The sequence below is a fragment of the Pseudomonas californiensis genome (assembly GCF_021147775.1).
In the GTDB taxonomy this organism is placed as follows: domain Bacteria; phylum Pseudomonadota; class Gammaproteobacteria; order Pseudomonadales; family Pseudomonadaceae; genus Aquipseudomonas; species Aquipseudomonas californiensis.
In genome coordinates this window covers 34,411-57,366 of record NZ_JAGTPK010000034.1, presented here as the reverse complement: position 1 = coordinate 57,366, position 22,956 = coordinate 34,411, and the positions used below count along the sequence as shown (strand labels likewise).

At 58.1% G+C, this 22,956-nt stretch carries 25 protein-coding genes; 20 read left to right on the top strand and 5 right to left on the bottom strand.

Annotated elements, in window-relative coordinates; translation table 11 throughout:
- Positions 1 to 157 precede the first annotated feature (157 nt).
- Positions 158 to 679 (top strand): Hcp family type VI secretion system effector, encoded by a 522-nt coding sequence (locus KDX37_RS23765; protein ID WP_231655460.1) that lies wholly within the window; start codon positions 158 to 160, stop codon positions 677 to 679.
- Between the two features lie 199 nt (positions 680 to 878).
- Positions 879 to 1,451 carry a GNAT family N-acetyltransferase gene (locus KDX37_RS23760; protein ID WP_231655459.1) on the top strand — a complete coding sequence of 191 codons (573 nt, stop codon included), beginning with the start codon at positions 879 to 881 and terminating at the stop codon, positions 1,449 to 1,451.
- A gap of 26 nt (positions 1,452 to 1,477) precedes the next feature.
- Here the strand turns inward: KDX37_RS23760 and KDX37_RS23755 are convergent, their stop codons facing one another.
- Entirely contained in the window at positions 1,478 to 1,750 is a 273-nt protein-coding gene (locus tag KDX37_RS23755) for a hypothetical protein (RefSeq protein WP_231655458.1), read from the bottom strand.
- 157 nt (positions 1,751 to 1,907) lie between these two features.
- Positions 1,908 to 3,476, bottom strand: a complete 1,569-nt coding sequence (locus tag KDX37_RS23750) for a TerC family protein (protein WP_231655457.1) — start codon at positions 3,474 to 3,476, stop codon at positions 1,908 to 1,910.
- Between the two features lie 648 nt (positions 3,477 to 4,124).
- Here KDX37_RS23750 and KDX37_RS23745 point away from each other — a divergent pair.
- From KDX37_RS23745 to KDX37_RS29560, 9 genes are all read left to right on the top strand, one after another.
- The gene (locus KDX37_RS23745; RefSeq protein WP_231655456.1) at positions 4,125 to 4,403 is read left to right on the top strand and encodes a hypothetical protein; all 279 of its coding nucleotides are present in this window, start codon (positions 4,125 to 4,127) and stop codon (positions 4,401 to 4,403) included.
- A gap of 121 nt (positions 4,404 to 4,524) precedes the next feature.
- Entirely contained in the window at positions 4,525 to 4,866 is a 342-nt protein-coding gene (locus tag KDX37_RS23740; RefSeq protein WP_231655455.1) for an FKBP-type peptidyl-prolyl cis-trans isomerase, read from the top strand.
- A 236-nt stretch (positions 4,867 to 5,102) separates the two neighbouring features.
- On the top strand, positions 5,103 to 5,372 hold the full coding sequence (locus KDX37_RS23735; RefSeq protein ID WP_231655454.1) for a hypothetical protein: 270 nt from the start codon (positions 5,103 to 5,105) through the stop codon (positions 5,370 to 5,372).
- A 190-nt stretch (positions 5,373 to 5,562) separates the two neighbouring features.
- Positions 5,563 to 5,790 carry a hypothetical protein gene (locus tag KDX37_RS23730; RefSeq protein ID WP_231655453.1) on the top strand — a complete coding sequence of 76 codons (228 nt, stop codon included), beginning with the start codon at positions 5,563 to 5,565 and terminating at the stop codon, positions 5,788 to 5,790.
- A 33-nt stretch (positions 5,791 to 5,823) separates the two neighbouring features.
- Positions 5,824 to 6,528, top strand: a complete 705-nt coding sequence (locus tag KDX37_RS23725) for a YoaK family protein (RefSeq protein WP_231655452.1) — start codon at positions 5,824 to 5,826, stop codon at positions 6,526 to 6,528.
- A gap of 64 nt (positions 6,529 to 6,592) precedes the next feature.
- Positions 6,593 to 7,555 carry a class I SAM-dependent methyltransferase gene (locus tag KDX37_RS23720; protein ID WP_231655466.1) on the top strand — a complete coding sequence of 321 codons (963 nt, stop codon included), beginning with the start codon at positions 6,593 to 6,595 and terminating at the stop codon, positions 7,553 to 7,555.
- 372 nt (positions 7,556 to 7,927) lie between these two features.
- A complete protein-coding gene (locus KDX37_RS23715; protein ID WP_264759366.1) occupies positions 7,928 to 9,550 on the top strand; it encodes a methyl-accepting chemotaxis protein in 1,623 nt (540 codons plus the stop codon).
- 69 nt (positions 9,551 to 9,619) lie between these two features.
- Positions 9,620 to 10,390 (top strand): HD-GYP domain-containing protein, encoded by a 771-nt coding sequence (locus tag KDX37_RS29565; protein ID WP_319941715.1) that lies wholly within the window; start codon positions 9,620 to 9,622, stop codon positions 10,388 to 10,390.
- A gap of 42 nt (positions 10,391 to 10,432) precedes the next feature.
- On the top strand, positions 10,433 to 10,852 hold the full coding sequence (locus KDX37_RS29560; protein WP_319941714.1) for an HD-GYP domain-containing protein: 420 nt from the start codon (positions 10,433 to 10,435) through the stop codon (positions 10,850 to 10,852).
- Positions 10,853 to 10,886: 34 nt separating this feature from the next.
- Here KDX37_RS29560 and KDX37_RS23705 read toward each other — a convergent pair whose 3' ends face one another.
- Positions 10,887 to 11,726, bottom strand: a complete 840-nt coding sequence (locus KDX37_RS23705) for an IclR family transcriptional regulator (RefSeq protein ID WP_231655451.1) — start codon at positions 11,724 to 11,726, stop codon at positions 10,887 to 10,889.
- A 242-nt stretch (positions 11,727 to 11,968) separates the two neighbouring features.
- On the opposite strand from KDX37_RS23705, the gene KDX37_RS23700 reads away from it, so the two are divergent.
- The 9 genes from KDX37_RS23700 (at position 11,969) to moaA (ending at position 21,393) form a co-directional block, all read left to right on the top strand.
- Positions 11,969 to 12,997, top strand: coding sequence for an ABC transporter ATP-binding protein (locus KDX37_RS23700; protein WP_231655450.1), 1,029 nt, complete (start codon positions 11,969 to 11,971; stop codon positions 12,995 to 12,997).
- Positions 12,994 to 13,866, top strand: coding sequence for an ABC transporter permease (locus KDX37_RS23695; protein WP_231655449.1), 873 nt, complete (start codon positions 12,994 to 12,996; stop codon positions 13,864 to 13,866). Before KDX37_RS23700 ends, KDX37_RS23695 begins: the two co-directional genes overlap by 4 nt.
- A 3-nt stretch (positions 13,867 to 13,869) precedes the next feature.
- On the top strand, positions 13,870 to 14,664 hold the full coding sequence (locus tag KDX37_RS23690; RefSeq protein WP_231655448.1) for an ABC transporter permease: 795 nt from the start codon (positions 13,870 to 13,872) through the stop codon (positions 14,662 to 14,664).
- A 25-nt stretch (positions 14,665 to 14,689) separates the two neighbouring features.
- Positions 14,690 to 14,980, top strand: a complete 291-nt coding sequence (locus tag KDX37_RS23685; protein WP_231655447.1) for a (2Fe-2S)-binding protein — start codon at positions 14,690 to 14,692, stop codon at positions 14,978 to 14,980.
- Positions 14,977 to 16,353, top strand: coding sequence for an NAD(P)/FAD-dependent oxidoreductase (locus tag KDX37_RS23680; protein ID WP_231655446.1), 1,377 nt, complete (start codon positions 14,977 to 14,979; stop codon positions 16,351 to 16,353). The genes KDX37_RS23685 and KDX37_RS23680 overlap by 4 nt, the downstream gene beginning before the upstream one ends.
- Positions 16,350 to 17,534: an NAD(P)/FAD-dependent oxidoreductase gene (locus tag KDX37_RS23675; RefSeq protein ID WP_231655445.1), complete on the top strand. Its 1,185-nt coding sequence runs from the start codon at positions 16,350 to 16,352 to the stop codon at positions 17,532 to 17,534. Before KDX37_RS23680 ends, KDX37_RS23675 begins: the two co-directional genes overlap by 4 nt.
- Positions 17,531 to 18,598 (top strand): ABC transporter substrate-binding protein, encoded by a 1,068-nt coding sequence (locus tag KDX37_RS23670; protein ID WP_231655444.1) that lies wholly within the window; start codon positions 17,531 to 17,533, stop codon positions 18,596 to 18,598. Before KDX37_RS23675 ends, KDX37_RS23670 begins: the two co-directional genes overlap by 4 nt.
- Before the next feature lie 182 nt (positions 18,599 to 18,780).
- Positions 18,781 to 20,130, top strand: a complete 1,350-nt coding sequence (locus KDX37_RS23665) for a cation:proton antiporter (protein WP_231655443.1) — start codon at positions 18,781 to 18,783, stop codon at positions 20,128 to 20,130.
- A 264-nt stretch (positions 20,131 to 20,394) separates the two neighbouring features.
- Positions 20,395 to 21,393 (top strand): GTP 3',8-cyclase MoaA, encoded by a 999-nt coding sequence (gene moaA / locus KDX37_RS23660; RefSeq protein WP_231655442.1) that lies wholly within the window; start codon positions 20,395 to 20,397, stop codon positions 21,391 to 21,393.
- Positions 21,394 to 21,414: 21 nt separating this feature from the next.
- Here the strand turns inward: moaA and KDX37_RS23655 are convergent, their stop codons facing one another.
- A complete protein-coding gene (locus KDX37_RS23655) occupies positions 21,415 to 21,942 on the bottom strand; it encodes a DUF3833 domain-containing protein (RefSeq protein ID WP_231655441.1) in 528 nt (175 codons plus the stop codon).
- Positions 21,943 to 21,959: 17 nt separating this feature from the next.
- Complete coding sequence (locus KDX37_RS23650; RefSeq protein ID WP_231655440.1) at positions 21,960 to 22,478, bottom strand: chalcone isomerase family protein; 519 nt, start codon at positions 22,476 to 22,478, stop codon at positions 21,960 to 21,962.
- Between the last annotated feature and the right edge of the window lie 478 nt (positions 22,479 to 22,956).

The following is a 22,956-nucleotide window of genomic DNA, read 5'->3' as shown; positions in this document are numbered from 1 at the left end:
GGATTACGAAGCCTTGCTGCCGTGGAACTGCGAACCTCGACTTCACAGCTAAGCGCTTTACCTATCTTTTGCCAGGTGGGGTTTATGGAGCGCTTACGAACAACGATCGTCACCCACGCAATACAATTCAGAAATCTATTTTCAAGGGACGTGCTCAATGCCAACACCTGCTTACATGACAATCATTGACAGCGACAATAAGATTCTAACAAGAGATAACTTTACAGAGGAATCGGTAGGCAACATCTATCAGGATGCGCACAAGGACAAAGCGATGGTTCAGGCCTTCGCACATACGATGCACGTTCCCAGCGATCCACAATCAGGACAACCTACCGGCCAGCGTGTTCACGGTGAGGTGTGCATCACCAAGATATTTGACCGAGCTTCGCCATTACTCTTGAAGGCACTTACCAAAGGAGAGCGTTTGAAGGAGATCGAGATACAGTGGTACCGAACCTCAAAAGGTGGTGATCAAGAGCTTTACTACACCACGACACTTGAGGACGCCGCAGTCGTGAAAATCAAGGACCACATGCCCCATTGCCAGGATCCTGGTAACGCACATTTCACTCACTTGCAGGACGTGCATTTCAGTTACAGAAAAATCGTATGGACCCACATAATATCCGGCACCGGAGCAGAGGATGACTGGCGCACAGCCGCCGCAGCGTCCTGACATTGATAAACGTCCATCGACCCTCATGGGTTGATGGACTCTTTCTTTCCAGCAGACTCCATGACCCAGACACGTCTGCACACCTTGCACCACCCTCACCCAGCGAATAAGGTGCACGGGGCTGACCTGCATGCTTGATCAGCATACTGGCTCGACATCCACCCCGACATGCACTCGCACGGCTTCAGCAAGGACCTTCATGATCCACATTCGCCCCATGACAACCGACGATTTCGAGCAGTTCTGGCCAACGTTTAAGGCGGTTGTCGTCGCTCAGGAAACCTATGCCTACGACCCGACCCTGAGCCTCGAACAGGCACGCGATCTTTGGATGAAGCTGCCGATGCACACGCTGACAGCAGAGGAAGATGGCGTGCTGCTGGGCAGTTATTACCTGAAAGCCAATGCCGCAGGCCCTGGTGCGCATGTCTGCAACTGTGGCTATATGGTGACGGAGGCTGCACGTGGCCGCGGGGTTGCGCGTTTGATGTGCGAGCACTCCCAGCAACTGGCGCGCGACAGCGGCTTTCTGGCCATGCAGTTCAATTCGTTCGTCGCCAGCAACGAGGCAGCGGTCGCTTTGTGGCTGAAACTGGGCTTCGAAACAGTCGGCCGCTTGCCCAGGGCTTATAGCCATGCGCGCCTAGGGTTGGTGGACTGTCTGGTGATGTTCAAGTGGCTCAGCGAAGCTCCGGCGATGGAGCCTGCCCAACCAAAATTGATTGCCCGCAAGAACATCGAGTCCATTGTTTCACGCCCGCGTCGTAAATAGCGCCCCTGTAAACACCGTTGCGCCGTTCAGTCCCTGACCTCGCTCAGCAAAAATCTGTGCCCTTGCGGGTCAAGCACCTCAGCACCTTCGATATACGCGATGGTTTCGCCGTCGTGATCAACCAGACGTTGCGGATCTCCCAGACTCAAGGTGCCTATTTCGCCGCTCCAGTCACGACGGGGGTCGTGTTCCAGATAGGCATACACCTTGCGCTCGCGAATGCGCCACACTGGATGAGCCTTGCGGGTGGATACAACGTCGTACGTCAGGTTGGGGTTGAAGGTAAAGGCAGCAGTCATGGCAGTCTCCGTCTTGTGAGGTGGCTGACTGCGCGCTGAAGCCACATGGCAGGTCGGAGCATAGACCAGACTGCGATTGCTCGGCAGTTGCCGGATGACCTGCCACTGAAAACAAAAAACGGGCCTTGATGGCCCGTTCTTTGGTCTTGCAGTTCTGTTACTTGCCTGAGACGACTTCAGATTGGCGTTGCAAAAGCACACGCGTGACGCGACGCTCTTCGACACCCACCACCCTCAGACTCCAGCCTTGCCATTGCAGGCTGTCACCCATCGTCGGCAGACGATCCAACAGGCTCATGACCAGCCCTGCCAAAGTCTGGTAATCATCCGTTGCGACCGCCTGGAAACCTGTGCGCTCGCGGATAAGACTGAGGTTCAGCGCCCCTGACACCACAAAGTCATCCCCTTGCAGCACAATGTCAGGCCCCTCGACTTCGCTGGCGTCGGGCAGTTGACCGGCAATCGACTCCAGAATATCGGTCATGCTCAACACGCCGATGAAATCGCCGAACTCGTTGACCACGAATGCAATGTGGGTCGACTCCTTGCGCATCTGCTCCAGCGCATTGAGGATCGTGAAACTGTCCAGCAGATTGACAGCGTTACGCGACAACAGCTTAAGGTCGGGCTCGTTGCCGGACAACAGCTCTTTGAACAGTTCTTTCTTGTGCACAAAGCCTAACGGCTCGTCGATACCGCCAGCGCCGATCAACGGCAGACGCGAGTACGAGGAATGCATCAACTTCAGACGAATTTTTTCGGCATCGTCCGCGAGGTCGATGTAGTCAACCTCGGCGCGCGGGGTCATGACTGTGCGGATCGGCCGCTCAGCCAACTGCAGCACGCCGCTGATCATGACGCGCTCACGACGATCGAACACCGGTTCGGGGCCTTCGCCGTCGAGCATCTCGATGATCTCCTCGTCGACATCACCGGACTCAAGACGACGACCACCCAGCAGGCGCATCACCGCATGGGCCGCACGCTCACGACGTGGCAGATGACCATGGGACGACTTTTTGCTGCGTTTGCGAGCGATCTGGTTGAAGACTTCGATCAGGATCGAGAAACCGATGGCCGCATACAGATAACCCTTGGGAATGTGGAACCCCAGGCCTTCGGCGGTCAGGCTGAAGCCGATCATCATCAAGAAGCCCAGGCAGAGCATGATCACAGTCGGATGGCTGTTGACGAACTTGGTCAACGGCTTGCTCGCGATCATCATCAGGCCGATAGAGAAGATCACGGCGATCATCATGACCGACAAATGCTCGACCATACCCACTGCGGTAATTACCGCATCCAGCGAGAACACGGCATCAAGCACGACAATCTGCGCGACTATTGGCCAGAACAACGCATAGGTGGCATTGCCAGCCTTCTGGCTGACGTGACCTTCCAGTCGTTCGTGCAACTCCATGGTGGCCTTGAACAACAGGAACACACCACCGAACAGCATGATCAGATCTCGTCCGGAGAACGTGTGATCGAAGATGTCGAACAGCGGTTCGGTCAGCGTTACCATCCAGGAAATACTGGCCAACAGGCCAAGACGCATGATGAGTGCCAGCGACAGACCGATGACCCGCGCCTTGTCGCGCTGCTCGGGCGGCAGTTTGTCAGCCAGAATGGCGATGAACACCAGGTTATCGATGCCCAGCACCAGCTCGAGCACAATCAATGTCAGCAGGCCGAGCCATGCCGTGGGATCTGCAATCCATTCCATGGGAATTATCCAGCCTCTTGAAAGCGGTGGCGGTAAGAGTCGTGCGCTGCGGCGCACACGCGGCGAGTCATTACCTCGCGCAGACGGGCGTCTGGGCTGAGCGAATGGCGATCGGAGCGGGCATCGTACAAGAGGGGAAAGACGTCAATGCTTGAATGAAACAGTCCGCCAAGTGAAGAGCAGGTCACTGGCCAGCCACAGGCTGAAAGAGGAGTACAACTTGGAGGCTCCTGGAGGGTATTCATACGGTCCTGAAATTGATTACGGGCGATGATCCTACAATACACAGATCACTTTCACTCGCCGAATAAGTATTACAAGAATTGACTGAAAAATACCGGGTGCTGTGACAGGCAGGTCCGCACGGGCGACGTTATGTCGCACCCATATGCGCAACCAGTTGTCTGACAACGGCGTGCTTACGGTAGCTCCACCCAGTGATTTGTTTTAAAATGTTGCAATAACGTCAGATGTGAACGGTATCGAAAAGCGAAGGCATGCGCCGTCGTTGAATCCGAACCGACACCCTGACACGAATCATAAAAAGAAAGCCCGTCATAGACGGGCTTTTTGCGTTTTCAGCTTTTGCATTCGGCACCTCTATGGGCGCCGAAGCTCGTTCAATTATTAACATTTGAGGTTTACCCCATGCTCCGCATCGTTGTCGTTCATCTGTTTCAATGGCTCAAGCGTCTCTCTTCAGGCCTGCTGTCACGCGGCTCGAATGAGATGGACTCGCGCCATTTCACCCGCGAGCACGATGAAGGCCGCTGGACGTTCGTCTCGATTGCCATTGTGTTCACCCTCAGCATTTACTGCCTCGCAGGCCTGGGCTACTATGCCAAAGTGAACATCTGGGACGGCTTTACCCAGGAACAGAAAGACAACATCGCTCAGGCCATGATCGTCAGCTCGCAAAACCTCTGAGCCAGGCGTTGCACACCGGACGGGGAAGCCATGGCTTCCCCGTTTGCGTTTCAGCCCGCTTGTCACAGCTCGGGTTTTCTGCGAGAAAGCAGCCGCACACTCACGGGACGGACACTACGCAATGAGCGATGAACTACACGTTACTGATCTGGTGATCGGCGACGGCAAGACAGTGGTCAAAGGCGCCCTCATCACCACTCACTATACCGGTACCCTTGAAGACGGCACTGTGTTCGATTCCTCGCACGAAAGGGGCAAGCCTTTTCAGTGCGTTATCGGTACTGGACGGGTCATCAAGGGTTGGGACCTGGGCTTGATGGGCATGAAAGTGGGCGGGCGTCGCGCGTTGTTCGTGCCGGCTCATCTGGCTTATGGCGACAGAAAGATGGGGGCGCACATTAAACCCGGATCAAACCTGAGCTTCGAAATAGAACTCCTGGAGGTCCTGACCCGCGACGATTGACTGCCGCACAGATTGAGCGGACCTGCACCGCCCAGACAAACCACTCATCGCGCAAACCGTACGGGTGGTTCAAAGCAGCGCCATTTGATGCAAGCATTCCTGTTCACGGACGTCGCGAATGAGCGTGCAGTCGTCCTGGTCAGGAACGATCCGGAACATCACTCAGGTGTCAGCGAGTGCGTTCTGAGACGAGGCCCTCAGGAGCCACCTCGTCAGGGTCAAAAAGGGAGCTCGCAATGATCCACGACAGGTTCAAACACCTCACTGGCATGACATGGGATCAAGCCGTCGCACGGAACAACCTGCTGTTTTTCGAAGCCGACGAACTCAACGAGTGTGCCTATTCGTTGTTGCACCAAAACACGCTTACCCCCGAAGTCTGGGCTGCCTTTGCAGCAACCCGCAAAGAAGCCGAAAACAAATACGCGCAAGCTCGCCAGGAATGGCTGAAGATCAGGCGCGCACTGGATTCGCTCGAACCTGCCCGAAGACCCTCTGAAAACTGACTCGCCCTGCCCTTGCGCCTGGGCTGGAACGTCCGGGCCACCTGCTTTTATCATCGCCCCCTGCTGGCAGCGCCGCTGCCGAGCACTTCACTTTCCGACTTTGTAATACCTTTCTCTCACCGCATTGCTTGTTTCGGTGGAAAAAGCCATGCTCCGGGCACTGAATCATCGATTCCTCACAGGACCCTTTATGGCGCTCAACAAGTCGACCCAGGAGCTGAAAAAGCACCTCAAGGGCACGGCCTCCAATCTGGAAAACACGGCGGATGAAATACTCAGGCTGGCCTCGCAAATGAACGAAGTCGATGTCACAGCGATCCTGCAACTGGTCAATCGCCTCTATAGCGACGCGGATCAGCTCAAGGCGTATGCCGATGAGGTCAAGGCCAAAAGAATCGTGCGCGCCAAGCCTCTCTGAACACGACCGCGCCCCCACTGCCAGAGCCCCACAATGCTGCCACCTCCTGCGAAGCTCAGCGCTCGTGTTCGATACTTGCATATGCAGAAGTGGCGTGGCCGGGTCGGCCTGGCACTCGCTGCGAGCCTGTCGGTGCTGGCAGGCATGACGGACGCCATCGGTTTCATGGCGACGGGTGATTTCGTTTCATTCATGAGCGGCAACACGACTCGTCTGGCCGTGGCAATCAGCGAGGGCGATCTGGGGACGATGTACCGTCTGGTGCTGGCCATCGTGATTTTTATCGTCGGCAACGCGCTGGGGATCATCGTCGCACGCATGGGAGGACGTCGTGCCCTGCCCTTGCTGATGAGCATTGCGACGCTGCTGTGCGCCGCGGCAGCCTGGCCCCTGCAGGACAATATTCTGGCGTTGGTGTGGGCGATTCTGGCGATGGGCATGCTCAACGCTGCCGTGGAACAGGTGAACGGGTTGGCAGTTGGCCTGACGTATGTCACCGGGGCGCTCTCTCGCTTCGGTCGCGGGCTGGGGCGTTGGTTGTTGGGTGAGCGACGCGACGGCTGGCGAGTGCAACTGGTCCCTTGGGCAGGCATGTTTTTCGGGGCAGTGATCGGTGCGTTGCTTGAGCGCCGCTTCGGCCTCGATGCGCTGTTGATCAGCGGCGTCCTGTCGGCGCTGCTGGGGCTGTTGTCACTAACAATTCCTCATCGCTGGCAGCGGCGTTATATGCCGCGCTGATGCTGCGATGCCCATCAGACCAAATACGTTTACCATACGCCGCCTTTCATTACCGATCACCATCATGACGCCTGAAGCACTTTCCATTCTGAACCAGCATCTGCTCGACGCATTGAGCAATGTCCCTGATGAAACACGTCGTCTGTTCCACGGCCGTGGGCGGGTCTGGCCAGGACTGGAACATGTGACGGTCGACTGGATGCAGGGTGTGGTCCTGGTGTCGGTGTTCAAGGAACCTGCTGCGTCGGAGCTCACAGCGTTGACTGCGCTGTTGACGGAGCTGATCGAGACGCCGCAGTGGGAAAACAGCAAGGCCCACACGCTGCTTCTGCAACAACGCTATCTGCCCGACAGCGCAGTTCAATGGCTGACCGGCGAGGTGGTCGACGAATGGGTGATTACCGAAAACAGCCTGCACTACAAAGTCGACTTCGGCAAAAAGCAGAACAGTGGCCTGTTCCTGGACATGCGTTACGGCCGTGAATGGGTTCAGGCGCAGGCGCGTGGCAAGCGCATCCTCAACCTGTTTGCCTACACCTGCGGTTTTTCGGTGGCAGCCATCGCTGGCGGTGCTGACCATGTGGTCAATCTCGACATGGCACGTGCGGCGCTCAATCGCGGCCGTGAAAATCATCGCCTCAACGAGCACGATCTGAACCGGGTGACGTTTCTGGGGCATGATCTTTTCAAATCATGGGCCAAGGTGACGCGGTCCGGGCCTTATGACCTGATCATCATAGATCCGCCTTCCTTCCAGAAAGGCAGTTTCATGCTGGACAAGGATTATCAGCGGGTGCTGCGTCGCCTGCCGGAGTTGCTGAGCGAGAACGGACTGGTGCTTGCCTGCATGAACGACCCTGCGCAAGGACCGGATTTTCTGATCCAGCATACGGCGAATGAAGCGCCTTGCCTGCGGTTTCAAGAACGATTGGGAAACCCGCCAGAGTTCCCTGATACACGCACCGATGGCGGCCTCAAGGCTCTGGTATTCAAGGCATACGGTCTCAGCCGGTCAGGTTGGGCTTGAACGTTCTCAGCGAGGGTATTCTGGTGCAGGACAATGATCTTGCACTATTCGCCTTTCGAGCGAACGACTATCGCATTGATCACGCTGAAAGGCAGAGCAAGAAACCGCCATGCCGCCGGGCGAACGCCGTATTGAAATCACCGTTAATCAGTTAGCAAGCTTTACAACTTTCAGCGCACACATAGTACTTCTGCTGACGCCAATAGTCCGACTTTTAGTTATGAGCAATCGACTTGATTGAAGACCTGCGTCCGGGCAGAAACTTTTCCATCCAAACTATAGTTTTTTCACATATACCGTTCTAGAGTGATATCAAGTCGCCACAACAAGAATAACCCCTGCCCCGATGTGGCGACAAAAGGGGATCCAAAAATGATAATAAGAACGACAGGTCTGAACCTGAGAGCTTTTTTGAGTTTCGGCATCATTTGTCTACTGCTGGCAAGCGTGGGGGCAACTGCTCTGTACAAGATGAGTGGCGTTCATCTGTCAGCCGTGCAGCTGCAGACAGACTGGTTGCCCAGCGTAAGGCAGGCCGGGCGTATCGAAACCGCTGGCCTGCTTTACCGCCTGGACGCGCGGCGCTTCGTGATGGACGATGATCGACAGTCGTCAGAGTCCGTCAATAAACTCAGCGGATTGAAAAAGAGTCTGCTGAGCTCGGTGCAAACTTATGGGCCTATGGTATCGAGCCCGGAAGAACAGCAGGCCTATAAACAAGTCAATGCGGACGCCGTGGCCTACATTGCAAAAATTGACGAGTTGGTTGAACTTAGCCAACGCAAATCCAACAGTGAATTATTCGTATTCATCCGAGACTTCACCAGCCCTCAGGCAAAAGCACTACAGGCATCGATAGAAAAGTTGATCGAAGTCAACATGAAAGGAGCTGAACAGTCAGGCCTGGCAGCCGACAGGGACTATGACAGTGGTTGGAGCCTTACCGTCGCGCTGATCATTGTCGCCGTGATAATCACCCTCATGGTTGCCACTCTCTTCACCCGTAGCATCGCCATTCCGGTCAAGGCATTGCTCGACTCTACCCGGCGCATCGCCGAGGGTGATTTGCGTACCACTGTCGACATCAACGGTGCGGATGAACTGACCGATTTGCAAACCGCGACCGCCGCGATGCTTTCCAGCTTGAAAAGCACCATCCAGCATATTTCCGACTCCTCGAATTTGCTCGCCTCGGCAGCCGAACAGATGAGCTCGATCACTCAGGATTCCAGTCAGGGCATTCAACGACAGACGCTGGAGACCGAACAGGCCGCCACTGCGGTCAATCAGATGACCGCAGCGATCGAGGAAGTGGCACGCAACGCGGTCTCGGCCTCCGAGTCCACGCAAGCATCAGAACGTTCGGCGCAAACCGGGCAGGATTGCGTCAGCCAGACGATCAATGCGCTTGAAAGGCTGAGTGCGACCGTTGACAGGACCGGCACTGAGGTAGAGGGGCTGGCGGATCAGGCGCAAAACATCGCCAAGGTGGTGGACGTGATCCGGGCGATTGCCGAGCAGACCAACCTGCTCGCACTCAACGCGGCCATTGAAGCCGCACGGGCGGGCGAACAGGGTCGTGGTTTCGCGGTGGTGGCTGATGAGGTAAGGGCGCTGGCTCATCGTACCCAGACGTCCACTCGGGAAATCGAGCAGATGATTCAGGGTATCCAGAAGAACTCCACTCAAGCGGTTCAATCGATGCAGCAGAGCAACCAGGAGACCGAAGCAACGTTGCTGATCGCACAGAAGGCAGGCGTCGCGATCAAGGAAATCACCACATCGATCAGCCATATCAACGAGCGCAATCTGATGATCGCGACCGCGTCGGAACAGCAGGCGCAGGTGGCGCGATCAGTCGATGAGAACCTGGTGAGCATTCGCGACCTTTCGGTACAGAGTTCTTCGGCAGCCAGCCAGACGTCCACTGCCAGTCAGGAACTGTCCCGGCTGGCGATGGACCTGAATCGTCTGGTCGCCAGATTTTCCGTTTGACCCTCGGGTCTGGACGCTCAACGGACGAACGTTCTGCCCATCCACATCAAACCTGCGTGGGTGGTAATCGTGCTTAGACAAATTCCCGTCGCCGAGCTGCGTCTCGGCATGTACATACACGAAATGAACGAGCGGGATGTCACTCCCCGTTTCCTCGGCAAAAGCTTTCTGCTGCGCCATGAGCGCGACGTGCAGTACATCCGCGAGTCAGGCATCAGGGATCTCTGGATAGACGTCACGCGCAGTCTGGTGATCGCGCCAGAGCCTCCCGCCAAATCAGGCGAATCCGTACCACGATCCGAGGGTGTGCCCGCGCTCGGCAACAATTGCCAGACGGTGCCGATGGCCGAAGAAATCGAGCGCGCCATGCAACTGTGCAGTCAATCAAAAGCAATCGTTGCGCGGATCTTCAGCGATGTTCGCATGGGCCGTATCGCTGAGCTTGAAGCGGTCGACGATCTGGTGACCGAGGTCGCCAACTCATTGCTGCGTCATCCCGATGCACTGCTCAGCATGGCTCGGCTGAAATCTGCGGACGAGTACACCTACCTCCATTCACTGGCAGTCTGCGCGCTGATGATCGGCCTCGCGCGACAACTGGCTTTGCCTGACAAGCTGGTGCATGAGGCGGGGCTCGCAGGGCTGCTGCTGGACATTGGCAAGCTGGGTGTCCCGAGCGTCATTCTCGGCAAGCCAGGCAACCTGAGCGATGACGAACTCGCCGCCATCCGCCGTCATCCTGAAACCGGTGTCCACTTGCTGAGCCGCAGCGGTCAGTTCAGCGAGCACGTGATTGACGTCTGCCGACACCATCACGAACGCTACGATGGCTCGGGCTAACCCGATAAACTGGCAGGCTCACAAATCAGCCTGTTCGCGCGCATGGGTGCCATTTGCGATGTCTACGATGCGATCACTTCAGACCGTCTGCACAAGGCGCGCTGGAGTCCGGCAGAGTCGATTGGCAAAATGGCCGGATGGTCGGGCCTGTTCGACGAAAAGATCTTCCATGCCTTCGTCAAGTGCGTGGGAATCTACCCGGTAGGCTCGCTGGTTCGCCTGCAAAGCGGAAGGTTGGGGATCGTGGTCGAGCAGAATCAAGCCTCTTTGCTTAAGCCCAAGGTCAGGATTTTCTACTCGGCATTGCGCAAGGTTCCGATCGAACACGCTCTGATCGACCTGGCAAGTGCAGACCAGGATGACCGCATCATCAGTCGCGAATGCTCAAGGCAGTGGGGATTCAAAAACCTGGACCGCATCTGGCTGGGCGAGCCTTTGAAGCAGGCGTCCGGTCTTTGTTGAATGCCGGACACATGAAAAATGCAAAATCGCCCGCCTACTCCACCTGCCCGAACACCTGGCTCGGTTGGCGCAGCGATGGATCGAACGGGTTGATGCGTGCACTGATTGCCACAGCCTCACGCTTGAGCAACTCGACGACCGTGGGCAGCCGGTCCGGGCCCAGTCGGTCGCTGATGGTGGCAACGCTGAGTGCTGCAACGGCGCGCCCATTGCGGTCGAGGATCGGCACTGCCAGCCCGGCCATGCCCGGCAGCGCACCCGTGTTGCGCGCCGCATAACCCAGGCGCCGCACGTTCTCGACCTCGGACCGGATGAACACTTCGTCGTACAGATGGAAGTCCTTGAGCCTTGGCAGGTTGTAGGCAATGACGGTTTCACGCTCGTCATCCGGCAGGAAGGCCAGAATGGCCAGACTGCCCTGCCCAACACCCAGCGCGACGCGCCCACCAATATCGCCGGTAAAGGTACGGATCGGGTATGGCCCTTCGCTGCGGTCCAGACAGATCGCATCGAAGCCGCTGCGAGCCAGCAAAAACAACGAATCCCCCAATGATGCCGACAAACGGAGCAGACTGGGACGCACCACCTCCCGCAAGTTTCCGGTGTTGCCAGCTTTGGCGGCCAGCGCAAAAAATTCGATGCTCAACCGGTAGCGCTTGCTGAGCAGGTCCTGCTCGACCATACCCTCGTCCATCAAGCTGCGCAGCAGTCGATGTGTCGTCGGCTGGGACAGACCTACTTGCTGCGCAAGCTGGGTGACGCGTTCGCCCCCCTCAGGACAGTCGCCAAGACAGCGCAGGACTGCGAATAATCGGGAGACCGCGCCGACGCCCACCTCAGGCGGCTTACTATTCCGATTAGTGGAATTACTCATAGATTAATTTCCTTTCTATTTCACTCAATAAATGAATATGAAAAAAGATGTTATTCAGTGAAATTCTATATTGAGTGCATCCTAGCCTTCGTCCTACTCTCAGTCCACAGGGGCGATTTGAACAATCATCGGTAGCCGACTCAGAGCGAGCACCAACGTCCACAGAATTGCATGACTTCATTTCGCATCTGCCCATGACAAAAGCGTGCCCCGGCGCGCACGCACACAAGGTGGAAGCAGGCATGTCATTTCTGCAACTCGAAGGTCTTTCCAAACGCTATGGTTCCATAGACGCTGTTGTCGCGACCCACCTGGCCGTTGAGAAAGGCGAGTTCGTCTCGTTACTCGGCCCTTCCGGCTGTGGCAAAACCACCACCCTGCAAATGATCGCGGGCTTCGTTGAAGTCAGTGCCGGGCGCATTGTGCTGGACGGTCGCGACATCACCCACGCCAAACCCAGCAGTCGAGGCCTGGGAGTGGTGTTCCAGAGCTACGCGCTGTTCCCGCACATGACTGTCGCCGGCAACGTGGCCTTCGGCCTGCGCATGCGCAAAGTGTCGGCCGCCGAGATTCAACGCAGGGTCGCTGCGGTGCTGGCGCTGGTTCGCCTGGATCAGCATGCCGAGCGCTATCCTCGCGAGTTGTCCGGAGGGCAACGGCAACGAGTTGCACTGGCCCGCGCGCTGGTCATCGAGCCACCGGTATTGCTGCTGGATGAACCCTTGTCCAACCTTGATGCCAGCTTGCGCGAAGAAATGCAGTTCGAAATCCGCCGCATTCAGAATGAAGTGGGCATCACTACCCTGATGGTCACTCACGATCAGGCCGAAGCCCTGTCGATCAGCGATAGGGTCGTGGTCATGCAGTCTGGTCGTATCACGCAGATAGACGAGCCTTACGCACTGTACGAACATCCACGCACCCCGTTCATTTCAGGTTTTGTGGGCAAGGCCAATTTGCTGCAAGGCGATCTGGACAACACGGGTTGCCCACAAATTCGACAATTGCCAGGACAAGGCGCGCTGACCCTCAGCTTGCGCCCGGAGAAGATCGATCTGGTCGCACCGGGATGCGGACGTCTTTCTGGACGTGTCGTGATGCGCTATTTCCTCGGCAGCCAATGGTTGTACCGCATTCAGACAGGCGTTGGCGAAGTGACCGTGGTGCGGCGTAACGACGGGCAGGCACCACTGGAACCGGACACGGCTGTGGGCATGGATTGGCCGAGCGAACTGCTGCGGGTACTGGAAGCCGATGAGGTACGCGCATGAGCCTGCTGACCGAAATGCGTCAGGGGCGCCGCGGTTACTGGCTGTCAGCGCCGGCGCTTGCGCTGTACATAGGGCTGCTGGTCTTGCCGCTGGGCCTGACCCTGCTGCTGTCGTTCAATGTCTTCGATTATCAGGTCGGCGTAAAAAGTGACAGCTATACGCTGGACCACTACATCGCCGTCCTCACCGATTCGTACTTCTATGAAATCTTTCTTCGCACGTTCTGGATCAGCGCGCTGGTCACATTGCTTTGCGTAATGATCGGAGTGCCGGAAGCCTACATCCTGAGCCGCATGGGCACGCCCTGGCGCTCGATCTTTCTTATTGTGATCCTCACGCCGCTACTGATTTCAGTGGTGGTGCGCGCTTTTGGCTGGAGCCTGCTGCTGGGCGCGGACGGGCTGGTCAATCAGGCGATCCAGGCCATGGGCGGACGTCCCGTGAAACTGCTGTATACGCCCTTCGCGGTCATCATCGCACTGGTCCACGTCATGCTGCCGTTCATGATCATTCCGGTCTGGACGTCACTGCAGAAGCTCGACCACACCGCCGAACAGGCTGCACTGTCGCTGGGCGCCAGCCAGGCGAAAGTGATGCGATTGATCGTGCTGCCGCAGGTCATGCCTGGTGTGCTGTCCGGCTCGCTGATCGTATTCGGCCTGGCAGCAAGCTCCTTTGCCATTCCGGGACTGCTCGGCGGCAGACGCCTGAAGATGGTGGCTACGGTGGTCTACGACCAATACCTCTCGGAGTTGAACTGGCCCATGGGTGCGACCCTGGCCGTCGCCCTGTTGTTGGTGAATCTGGTGGTCATGCTGTCATGGAACCGCATGATTGAAGGCCGCTACAAAAAAACGCTGGGGGAATGATTGATGTCCAGAAACGGTCCGTTGGCCTTGTCGTTTCATGCGATGGTGGTGGTGTTCATGATGGCGCCGCTGGTAGTGGTCTGTCTGGTGGCATTTACCCCGGAAAACACCCTGAGCCTGCCCACTACGGAGTTTTCGCTGCGCTGGTTCAGGGCAGTATTCGAGCGGGCGGATTTTATTGATGCCTTCTACAACAGCCTGATGCTGGCGTTCGTGTCGGCGAGCCTGGCCACTTTGATCGCCGTACCGGCAGCGCTCGCCATTACCCGCCACAGCTTCCCCGGTCGCAACTTTTTCAACGCGCTGTTTCTCTCGCCGATCATCATTCCGCATCTGGTGCTCGGTGTGGCGATGCTGCGGCTGTTTGCGCTGATGGGTGTCAATGGCAGCTTCACCTGGCTGATCTTCGCGCATGTGCTGGTGATTACCCCTTACGTGCTGCGCCTGGTGCTGGCTGCGGCAATCGGCATCGACCGCAGCGCCGAGCACGCCGCCGAGTCGTTGGGGGCCAGCCGTTTCACGCTGTTTCGCGAGATCACGCTGCCGATGATTCTGCCGGGCGTCGCGGGCGGCTGGTTGCTGGCGTTCATCAACAGCTTCGATGAGGTGACGCTGTCGATTTTCGTCACATCACCCGCCACTCAGACCCTGCCAGTGCGCATGTACGTCTACGCCACCGAATCCATAGACCCGATGATGGCAGCCGTCTCGGCGCTGGTCATTGCCCTGACCGCAGCCACCATGATCCTCCTCGACCGGGTGTACGGCCTGGATCGTGTGCTGGTCGGCAAACATTAACCTCAGGCCGGGAGCCTCTCACGTCATGGCACTGATGAAACGACTTGTCGAGCAGGACAGACCGACCCTGCCGTTCACTCTTGATGGCCAGCCCGCAAGCGGCCTGTTGGGCGATACCCTGCTGACGGCGGTTCTGACGGCCAGCGAGCACCTGCGGGGCAGCGATTTCAGTGCCGAACCCCGTGCGGGGTTCTGCATGATGGGTGCCTGTCAGGATTGCTGGGTGCGGCTGGGCAACACTCGACGCGTAAGAGCCTGCTCGACGCTTCTGGAGGCGGGCCATGACGTGCGCCGCGAGCAGGGGCGTACGTCATGAGCGAAACGCCTGTCAGCGATAATTCTGTGGTGATCGTCGGCGCAGGCCCGGCGGGTATCCGCGCCGCGCAGACCCTGCTGGCCCACGGGGTAAAGCCCTGCCTGATCGATGAAGGCTTGCGCGGCGGCGGGCAGATCTACCGCCGCCAGCCAGAAAACTTTCAGCGCTCCGCCAAGGATCTGTACGGCTTTGAGGCGAGCAAGGCCAGCGCTGTTCACCAAACGCTGGACGCTCTGATGGACGTTATTGACTACCGTCCGCAGACGCTGGTCTGGAATGCCGAAGCAGCACAGCTTGATACGCTGCAGAATGGGCAGGCCGACACCGTCCCGTATGGGCGTCTGATCGTGGCCACCGGCGCCACTGACCGGATTCTGCCGGTGCCTGGCTGGACCTTGCCGGGCGTCTACAGCCTGGGCGCCGCACAGATCGCGCTGAAGTATCAGGGCTGCGCGATTGGTGAAAACGTAGTGTTCTGCGGCAGTGGGCCGCTGCTGTATCTGGTTGCCTATCAATACGCCAAGGCCGGAGCGAAGGTGCTGGCAGTGCTGGACAGCGCACCGTTTTCGGCACAATGCCGTGCCCTCCCCGCCCTGCTCGGCCAACCGCTGACCCTCGCCAAAGGTCTCTATTATCGCGCATGGCTGACAGCCCATGGTATTGCGGTGCATCAGGGCGCAGAACTCACACGCGTCGACGGGGAACAGCGAGTCAGCGGCGTGCAGTGGATGCGCAACGGCCGGTCAACACAGCTGTCGTGCGACGCGGTCGCCTTCGCTCATGCATTGCGCAGCGAAACACAACTGGCGGACCTGCTGGGCTGCGCCTTCGAGTGGAGCGCATTGAATCGCGCCTGGCTGCCCATGTGTGATGACGCAGGACGCAGCAGTGTGCCAACTGTGTATCTGGCCGGTGACGGTGCCGGAATCATGGGTGCTGACGCAGCGGAAATGGCCGGTGAACTGGCAGCGTTGAGTGTGCTGCAAGACAGTGGGCATACCATTGACGCTGACCGGATCAGCACGCTGAAAAGCCGCTTGCGGCGCATCCGGCACTTTCGCCACGGGCTGGAAACCGCTTTCCCGTTCCCCGAAGAATGGGCCGCCCGCGTGCCAGACTCCACCCTCATCTGTCGCTGCGAAGAGGTCAGCGCTGGCGACATCCGCAGCACCGTGCAGGACGGTCACTGGGAGATCAACCGGGTCAAGGCCATGTGCCGTGTGGGTATGGGTCGCTGCCAGGGCCGGATGTGCGGCCTGGCTGCTGCAGAAATCATTGCCTGCGAGAGCAACCGACCTGTCGACCAGATTGGCCGACTGCGCGGTCAGTCACCCATCAAACCCTTGCCGTTCGGCTTGGAGACCTCAGTATGAGCACGCTGATCGAAACCGATGCGTTGATCATCGGTGGCGGTATTGTCGGCACCTCGGCGGCGCTCGCGCTGGCGCGCAAGGGTCGTCGCGTTGCGCTGCTGGAGCGGGACTTCTGCGGATCGCATTCCAGCGGCGTCAACTATGGCGGTGTTCGGCGTCAGGGGCGCCCTTTGTCCCAGCTTCCGCTGTCGCAACGCGCCCATCAGATCTGGGGCAACCTGCAGGCATTGCTGGGCATCGACGGTGAATACACGCGGTCCGGGCATCTGAAGCTGGCCCGCAGCGAACAGGACATGGACGCCCTGCGCGCTTACGCAGAGGCCAGCCAGGCATTCGGGCTGGATTTACAGTTGCTTGACCGTCAACAGCTACGCGCACGCTTTCCCTGGGCAGGCGATGTTGCGGTCGGTGCCTCACTGTGCGCAGACGACGGCCATGCCAACCCAAGATTGGTGTCGCCAGCATTCGCCCGTGCGGCCCGGCAGTCAGGTGCCCAGGTGTTCGAGCAGGCCCAGGTCACGCAGGTCAGCCATGACGGTCAAGCCTTCATCGTCGAAACGGCCAGTGGCCTCAAGCTTCGCGCCCCCTGGCTGCTCAACTGCGCAGGGGCATGGGCCGGAGAGCTGGCAGCACAATTCAACGAACCGGTGCCCATGTATTCCGGTCATCCCGCCATGCTGGTCACCGAGCCGCTGCCGATGTTCATGGACGTCAGTACCGGCGTTGAAGGCGGTGGGATCTATGCACGTCAGGTGGCACGCGGCAATTGCGTGCTGGGCGGAGGCCAGGGGTTTGCCGTTGACCCGGCGCGGGCCAGACCGGGCCAGGCGGCAGTCTTGGAGATCCTGCGTAACGCCGTTGAATTATATCCACCCCTCGCCGGTGCGCATGCCATTCGCACCTGGAGTGGCACTGAAGGCTACCTGCCGGACCGTGAGCCTGTATTGGGCCCAAGCCTGATGCAGCCAGGCTTGCTGCATGGTTTCGGTTTTGCGGGAGCAGGCTTTCAGATTGGACCGGCGGCTGGCGAAGCGCTGGCCGAATGGGTCTGCGAGGGCCAATCGTCGATCCCGCTGGATGCTTTTTCCGTCGGTCGCTTTCAGCCGGCGCATGTCACATCTGCTGCCGTCAAACCCGTTTCGAACGTCATCCCATTGCACAGAGGAAGGTCGCCACTATGAACAACACCCGTATCGCACTGCCCGGTTTTTCATGCCTGTCCGCTTTGTCGTGTTTGTCCGTGGCAGCGATGCTTGCCTCGATGCCCGCTCATGCCGAAACCACGCTTTACCTGGGCATGAACGGTGGAACCATGGAGCGCCTTTATGCCGATCAGGTGCTGCCGGCCTTTGAAAAAGCCAACAACGTCAAGGTGGTGATAGTGCCCGGCACGTCGGCGGACATTCTTGCCAAGGTGCAGGCCAGCAAGGACAACCCGCAGATGCACGTAATCTTTCTGGATGACGGCATCATGTACCGGGCAATCTCCATGGGGCTGTGCGACACCTTGCAGCCCAGCGCCGGACTGAGCGACCTCCCTGCCAAAGCGAAAATCAAGGAGCAGGCAGCCGCCGTCAGCCTCGGGGTAACAGGGCTGGCCTATAACACACGGATGTTCCAGGAAAAGGGCTGGAGCGCGCCAACCTCATGGATGGACCTGGCCGACAAACGCTTCAAGGACAAGGTAGTGTTTCAGTCCCTCGCCTCCTCGACGTTCGGCCTGCACGGTTTCCTGATGTTCAACCGCATTCAGGGCGGCAGCGAAAAAGACGTGGAGCCAGGCTTCAAGGCCTGGCCAAAAACCGTCGGCCCCAACGTGCTGGAATACATCGCCAGCTCGGCAAAGATCTCGGAAATGGTTCAGACCGATGAAGCGGCACTGTTTCCCCTGACGCCCACTCAGGTGACCGCACTCAAGATCAAGGGTGTGCCAGTGGAATACGCGCCACCCAAGGAAGGCGGTGTGGTTTTGAACGTGGCGGAATGCACCATCGCCAACAATTCTCAACCGGAGCTGGCGCAGAAGCTCGCTGCTTATCTGCTGACGCCTGAGGCCCAGGCGCCGGCGCTCGAGTTCGGCGACCAGATCCCTTCCAACCCGAAAACACCGACCACCGACAAGACCCGGGGTCAGGTGCAAGCCATGAACAAATACCTCGAAACGGCAGTGACCATCGATTGGGACCAGGTCAACCAGATCCGCCCTGAATGGAACGCGCGCTGGAGTCGCAGCATCGAGCGCTAATCGCTCGCACCTCGCCCCTGGCATTGGATTCGCACTGACGCCGCAGCCTGAACCTCATCAGCCTGCGGCCGGTGTATGCGCACGCCTGTCAGCGCAGGGCAATTTATTTCAACTTATTGCCAGACACGGCAGTCCCACGTTAGCGCCTGCCTTTACGGCGCCTTTACGATGGTTCTTCCTTTATGACATTTATTATCTGTGTGGGCGTGCTGGGCGTGCTCCTGATGCTGCTGGCATTGACCTCTTCCTACCTGCGCTGGATGCCTGTGACAACCTCGGCCGTGTGCCTGGCATTCGGCTTCTCGATCGGCCCCATGGGCCTGGGACTGCTGACACTGGACGTCAAACATTCCTACATATGGATTGAACATCTGACAGAAGCAGCGGTGTTGTTCTCGTTGTTCAGCACCGGGATCAAACTGCGCTTGCCGCTCAACTGCAAAGCCTGGCGCTCAGCGTACTGGCTTGCCGGACCGGTCATGCTCGCAAGCATCGCCGGTACCTGCCTGGCAGCACATTACCTGTTCAACATGTCGTGGGGCGTGGCTCTTTTGCTGGGTGCAATACTGTCGCCAACCGATCCGGTTCTGGCCGGGATGGTTCAGGTCAATGGTGCTCAGGACCAGGACCGTCTGCGCTTCGGGCTGTCTGGCGAAGCCGGTCTGAATGACGGTACGGCGTTTCCCTTCGTGATTTTTGCCCTGCTGTATCTGAGTTCAGGCGAGTCCACCACCGACTGGCTCGGTCACTGGCTGCTGAATGATCTGATCTGGGCAGTACCTGCGGGTCTGCTGATTGGCTACGGCATGGGTCGAGGCGTCGGCCACCTGATGATCTACCTGCGCATCAGAAACGCCGACAGCACCACGTCTTCCAATGACTTCCTGGCGCTGGCGCTGATTGCGCTGTCGTATGTGGTAGCACAGAGTGTGGCTGCGTTCGGCTTCCTGGCGGTGTTCGCGGCAGGGCTTGGACTGCGCCAGGCCGAAGCGCGTATTACCCGGTCGGAGGTGCCCTCCGAACACGTCGCGCAACCGGTGCTCGGTCACATGACCGCTTCGCTGGAGAAAGGCACCGTAGCTGAAGCCGAAGACTTGAGCGACTCGCAGTTGGCCGCTGGCGTCATGATGGGTGACATTCTGGCGTTCGGCAGCCTGGTAGAACGGGCGATGGAGGTGCTGTTGATCACCCTGTTGGGCGCAGCGCTTTCGCTTTACTGGGACTGGCGTGCGGTCGGTCTGGCTGCGGCGTTGTTCTGCATCATCCGCCCAACGGGTGTCTGGCTGCTGGTCAGTCGACGCCTGCTGAACCTTCGACAAAAAGCATTGGTCGGCTGGTTCGGCATTCGCGGCATTGGCAGCCTGTACTACCTGTGCTTCGCGTTGTCACATGGATTGGCGGACGACACGACCCCGATAGTGATTGGTATGACGCTGTCAGTAGTGGCGCTCAGCATCCTGGTGCACGGCATCAGCATCCAACCATTGCTGGAGCGTTACGAGCGCAGTGCCGGGGCTCATGCAGATCCATAAACCGCCCTCGCGCGTCCGCAATAGAGCAGATCAATGACGCTATCAGAACAAGCGATTGGACTGCGGCATTTCGACTCGGTTAGCGTGAGAGCATGAGGGCGGTGCATTACCGCTGACCTGTGGCTACTATGTGAACATTCACATGAACCTTGTGCGACTCCGGATGCGAAACCGCACAGCCTGCAACGCGCAAAAGATTTAAACCCTCGTGGTACGTTGGCGTCGAACGTCTGAATGCCAATGGATGAACAACTGAGAAGTTAAATGTCAGAACCTGTGCTGATGGACCGCTTTGCCCGCAAGGTCGATTATTTGCGTATGTCGGTCACCGACCGATGCGATTTTCGCTGCGTGTATTGCATGGCCGAAGAGATGACATTTCTGCCTCGCCAGCAAATACTCTCGCTGGAAGAAATTCTCCAAGTGGCCGAGCGCTTTGTCGCTCTAGGCACGCGCAAAATTCGTCTGACCGGTGGCGAACCGCTGGTGCGCGCCGGCGTGGTCGGCCTGTGTGAGCGAATTGCCGCCCTGCCCGGCCTGCGTGAACTGTGCATGACCACCAACGGTTCTCAGCTGGACAAGCTGGCCGCCCCGCTGTTCAAGGCCGGTGTCACGCGGTTGAACATCAGCCTCGACAGCCTCGACCCACACCGTTTTCGTGAGTTGACCCGTACCGGTGACCTGAACAAGGTCATCGCTGGAATTGACGCCGCGAACGCCGCAGGTTTTGTACACACCAAGCTCAATTGTGTCGTGATGCAAGGCCGTAACGACCACGAGGTCAACGATCTGCTGGCGTTCGCCATTGATCGCAACCTGGATGTGTCGTTCATTGAAGAGATGCCGCTGGGCATTATCAGCGAACACAGCCGCGCCGAGTCGTTCTGCTCCAGCGATCAGGTACGTGAACGTATTGCCGAGCGCTACACGCTGGTGCCATCAACGGACTCGACACAGGGTCCGTCGCGCTATTGGCGCCTGGCCGAAGCACCTGGCATCCGGATCGGCTTTATTTCACCCCATAGCCACAATTTCTGCGCCACCTGCAATCGGGTGCGTCTGACGGTCGAAGGCCGTCTGCTGCTTTGCCTGGGCAATGAACATTCGGTGGACCTGAAGTCAGTGTTGCGGGCCAATCCCGGTCAACCGCACAAGCTGGAAAAGGCCATCATCGACGCCATGCAGATCAAGCCCTGGAGCCATAACTTCACCCACGACGACGGCGTGCAGGTAGTTCGCTTCATGAACATGACAGGCGGTTGAAGGGCGAACCACCATCGCCCTTTACGGTTTGCGGAAGAACAGCGTGATCTGACCGACTTCAACACCCAGCTTGGTCATTGATGAACGATTGGCCATCGTCTTCTCGTCAATCAGATACATCCAGTCGTCCAGACTGACGTCGTAGACACTGTCGCCCACTGGCAATCGCAGCACATAGCGCCAGTGAAAGCTGTTGCCTGCCACTTCACCCGTGGCCTCGCCAACCACATCGCCAGCTGTGCCCTTCCAGCGTCCTGGGCCATCAGGACGCAAACGCCATTCCCGGACCTGTGTGGTGCCGTCGCTGTAGCTGAACGCTTCATGCATGACCAGCACTTCCCCTTCGCTGCGGCCGTTGATGATCACGTGAAAACGCTTGGTGACTTCGCCCGAGCGTTTCTGAAACATGCCCCACGCCTCGACACGACCGGTGAAATATTCACGCAGGTCCAGTCGTGGTGACTCCTGACGGTAATGGCTGACTGGCACACCGCCACAACCGGCGAGGGTGACGCCCAAGCAAAGCAACAACATCCACTTTCTAAACATGGGATCTCCGGAAAAGATCAACGGTCAGGGGCACCGAGAAGCTGCGCTCTCAAATCGGGATTACGCGTTTTGGGGTCCAGCCAGATAGAAAAAAACGCCTTGGCGAACTGACTGTCAGGAACCACATGCTGCAATTTTTCGCCGACATAAAACCGCGCTTCACGACCCGGCAGATAGACACCGGTAATCTTCATGCCCGGCTGCACGTCCACGAACGACAGGTTCATTTGCTGACGCCATGTCGCGAGCTGTTCAGCGCTGACGCCAGCACCCGAGATACGTTTGATCTCGTCAATGCTGGCGTCAACCAGGTCGGCGCGGTCGATGGCACGGTGATAGGTGAGTTCCAGCGCGAGCGGCGCATCCGCCGTAAAAGGCGTGGCCGTGCTGGAGAGTCTGGCGGTGTAGATCCTGAACCCGAAAAGGCTCAGGTCACCGTGCCCGACCACATGAGCATTGGGCAATGACTCGCGCCAGTCGGCACATACACTGCTGCTCAGCAGCAGCAACCACCATAGCCATTTGGGCGCGACCATTGGCAGCCTCGGACAAGGACTGGATGCCCAGGCAGGCATCCGGAAGAATCTGAAGAGTCAGCGGTGTGGTCTATACCGAAACCGGCAAAAACAGCGCCAGACGCGCCGACTCAAGCCAAAAATCTATACCAACCAACTGGCTTTGTACAATTTTTTGGCAAGAATTTTCTCAGTATTGACACACATCAACGTCAATACAGAGACATCTGAAACGGGAAACCCAGAAAGTCACACGTGACAAGAGTCATCCCGCGCCACTGCAAAATTTGCAGACGCACACCAAAAGCGCAGCAGCCTTGCATACGACCGCGGTTCTGAATCAACCAAACGTGATATCAAACGTGCCAGAGGCCCAAGTACCGAATTACGGAAGGTGCCGAGCAGTCTTGCACACTCATGAACAGACACATAGTTGTCACTCCGCATTCGATCATTGAATATCCAACAACAACCTGCCGCACTTAAAAACCGCACTGCG

Coding starts and splice junctions, on each gene's coding strand:
- KDX37_RS23765 (WP_231655460.1), top strand. CDS start 158: ATGCCAACACCTGCTTACATGACAATCATTGACAGCGACAATAAGATT.
- KDX37_RS23760 (WP_231655459.1), top strand. CDS start 879: ATGATCCACATTCGCCCCATGACAACCGACGATTTCGAGCAGTTCTGG.
- KDX37_RS23685 (WP_231655447.1), top strand. CDS start 14,690: ATGGCACTGATGAAACGACTTGTCGAGCAGGACAGACCGACCCTGCCG.
- KDX37_RS23675 (WP_231655445.1), top strand. CDS start 16,350: ATGAGCACGCTGATCGAAACCGATGCGTTGATCATCGGTGGCGGTATT.
- KDX37_RS23700 (WP_231655450.1), top strand. CDS start 11,969: ATGTCATTTCTGCAACTCGAAGGTCTTTCCAAACGCTATGGTTCCATA.
- KDX37_RS23755 (WP_231655458.1), bottom strand. CDS start 1,750: ATGACTGCTGCCTTTACCTTCAACCCCAACCTGACGTACGACGTTGTA.
- KDX37_RS23680 (WP_231655446.1), top strand. CDS start 14,977: ATGAGCGAAACGCCTGTCAGCGATAATTCTGTGGTGATCGTCGGCGCA.
- KDX37_RS23720 (WP_231655466.1), top strand. CDS start 6,593: ATGACGCCTGAAGCACTTTCCATTCTGAACCAGCATCTGCTCGACGCA.
- KDX37_RS23740 (WP_231655455.1), top strand. CDS start 4,525: ATGAGCGATGAACTACACGTTACTGATCTGGTGATCGGCGACGGCAAG.
- moaA (WP_231655442.1), top strand. CDS start 20,395: ATGTCAGAACCTGTGCTGATGGACCGCTTTGCCCGCAAGGTCGATTAT.
- KDX37_RS23690 (WP_231655448.1), top strand. CDS start 13,870: ATGTCCAGAAACGGTCCGTTGGCCTTGTCGTTTCATGCGATGGTGGTG.
- KDX37_RS23725 (WP_231655452.1), top strand. CDS start 5,824: ATGCTGCCACCTCCTGCGAAGCTCAGCGCTCGTGTTCGATACTTGCAT.
- KDX37_RS23715 (WP_264759366.1), top strand. CDS start 7,928: ATGATAATAAGAACGACAGGTCTGAACCTGAGAGCTTTTTTGAGTTTC.
- KDX37_RS23750 (WP_231655457.1), bottom strand. CDS start 3,476: ATGGAATGGATTGCAGATCCCACGGCATGGCTCGGCCTGCTGACATTG.
- KDX37_RS23745 (WP_231655456.1), top strand. CDS start 4,125: ATGCTCCGCATCGTTGTCGTTCATCTGTTTCAATGGCTCAAGCGTCTC.
- KDX37_RS23705 (WP_231655451.1), bottom strand. CDS start 11,726: ATGAGTAATTCCACTAATCGGAATAGTAAGCCGCCTGAGGTGGGCGTC.
- KDX37_RS23735 (WP_231655454.1), top strand. CDS start 5,103: ATGATCCACGACAGGTTCAAACACCTCACTGGCATGACATGGGATCAA.
- KDX37_RS23730 (WP_231655453.1), top strand. CDS start 5,563: ATGGCGCTCAACAAGTCGACCCAGGAGCTGAAAAAGCACCTCAAGGGC.
- KDX37_RS23670 (WP_231655444.1), top strand. CDS start 17,531: ATGAACAACACCCGTATCGCACTGCCCGGTTTTTCATGCCTGTCCGCT.
- KDX37_RS29560 (WP_319941714.1), top strand. CDS start 10,433: ATGGGTGCCATTTGCGATGTCTACGATGCGATCACTTCAGACCGTCTG.
- KDX37_RS23655 (WP_231655441.1), bottom strand. CDS start 21,942: ATGTTTAGAAAGTGGATGTTGTTGCTTTGCTTGGGCGTCACCCTCGCC.
- KDX37_RS23665 (WP_231655443.1), top strand. CDS start 18,781: ATGACATTTATTATCTGTGTGGGCGTGCTGGGCGTGCTCCTGATGCTG.
- KDX37_RS23650 (WP_231655440.1), bottom strand. CDS start 22,478: ATGGTCGCGCCCAAATGGCTATGGTGGTTGCTGCTGCTGAGCAGCAGT.
- KDX37_RS23695 (WP_231655449.1), top strand. CDS start 12,994: ATGAGCCTGCTGACCGAAATGCGTCAGGGGCGCCGCGGTTACTGGCTG.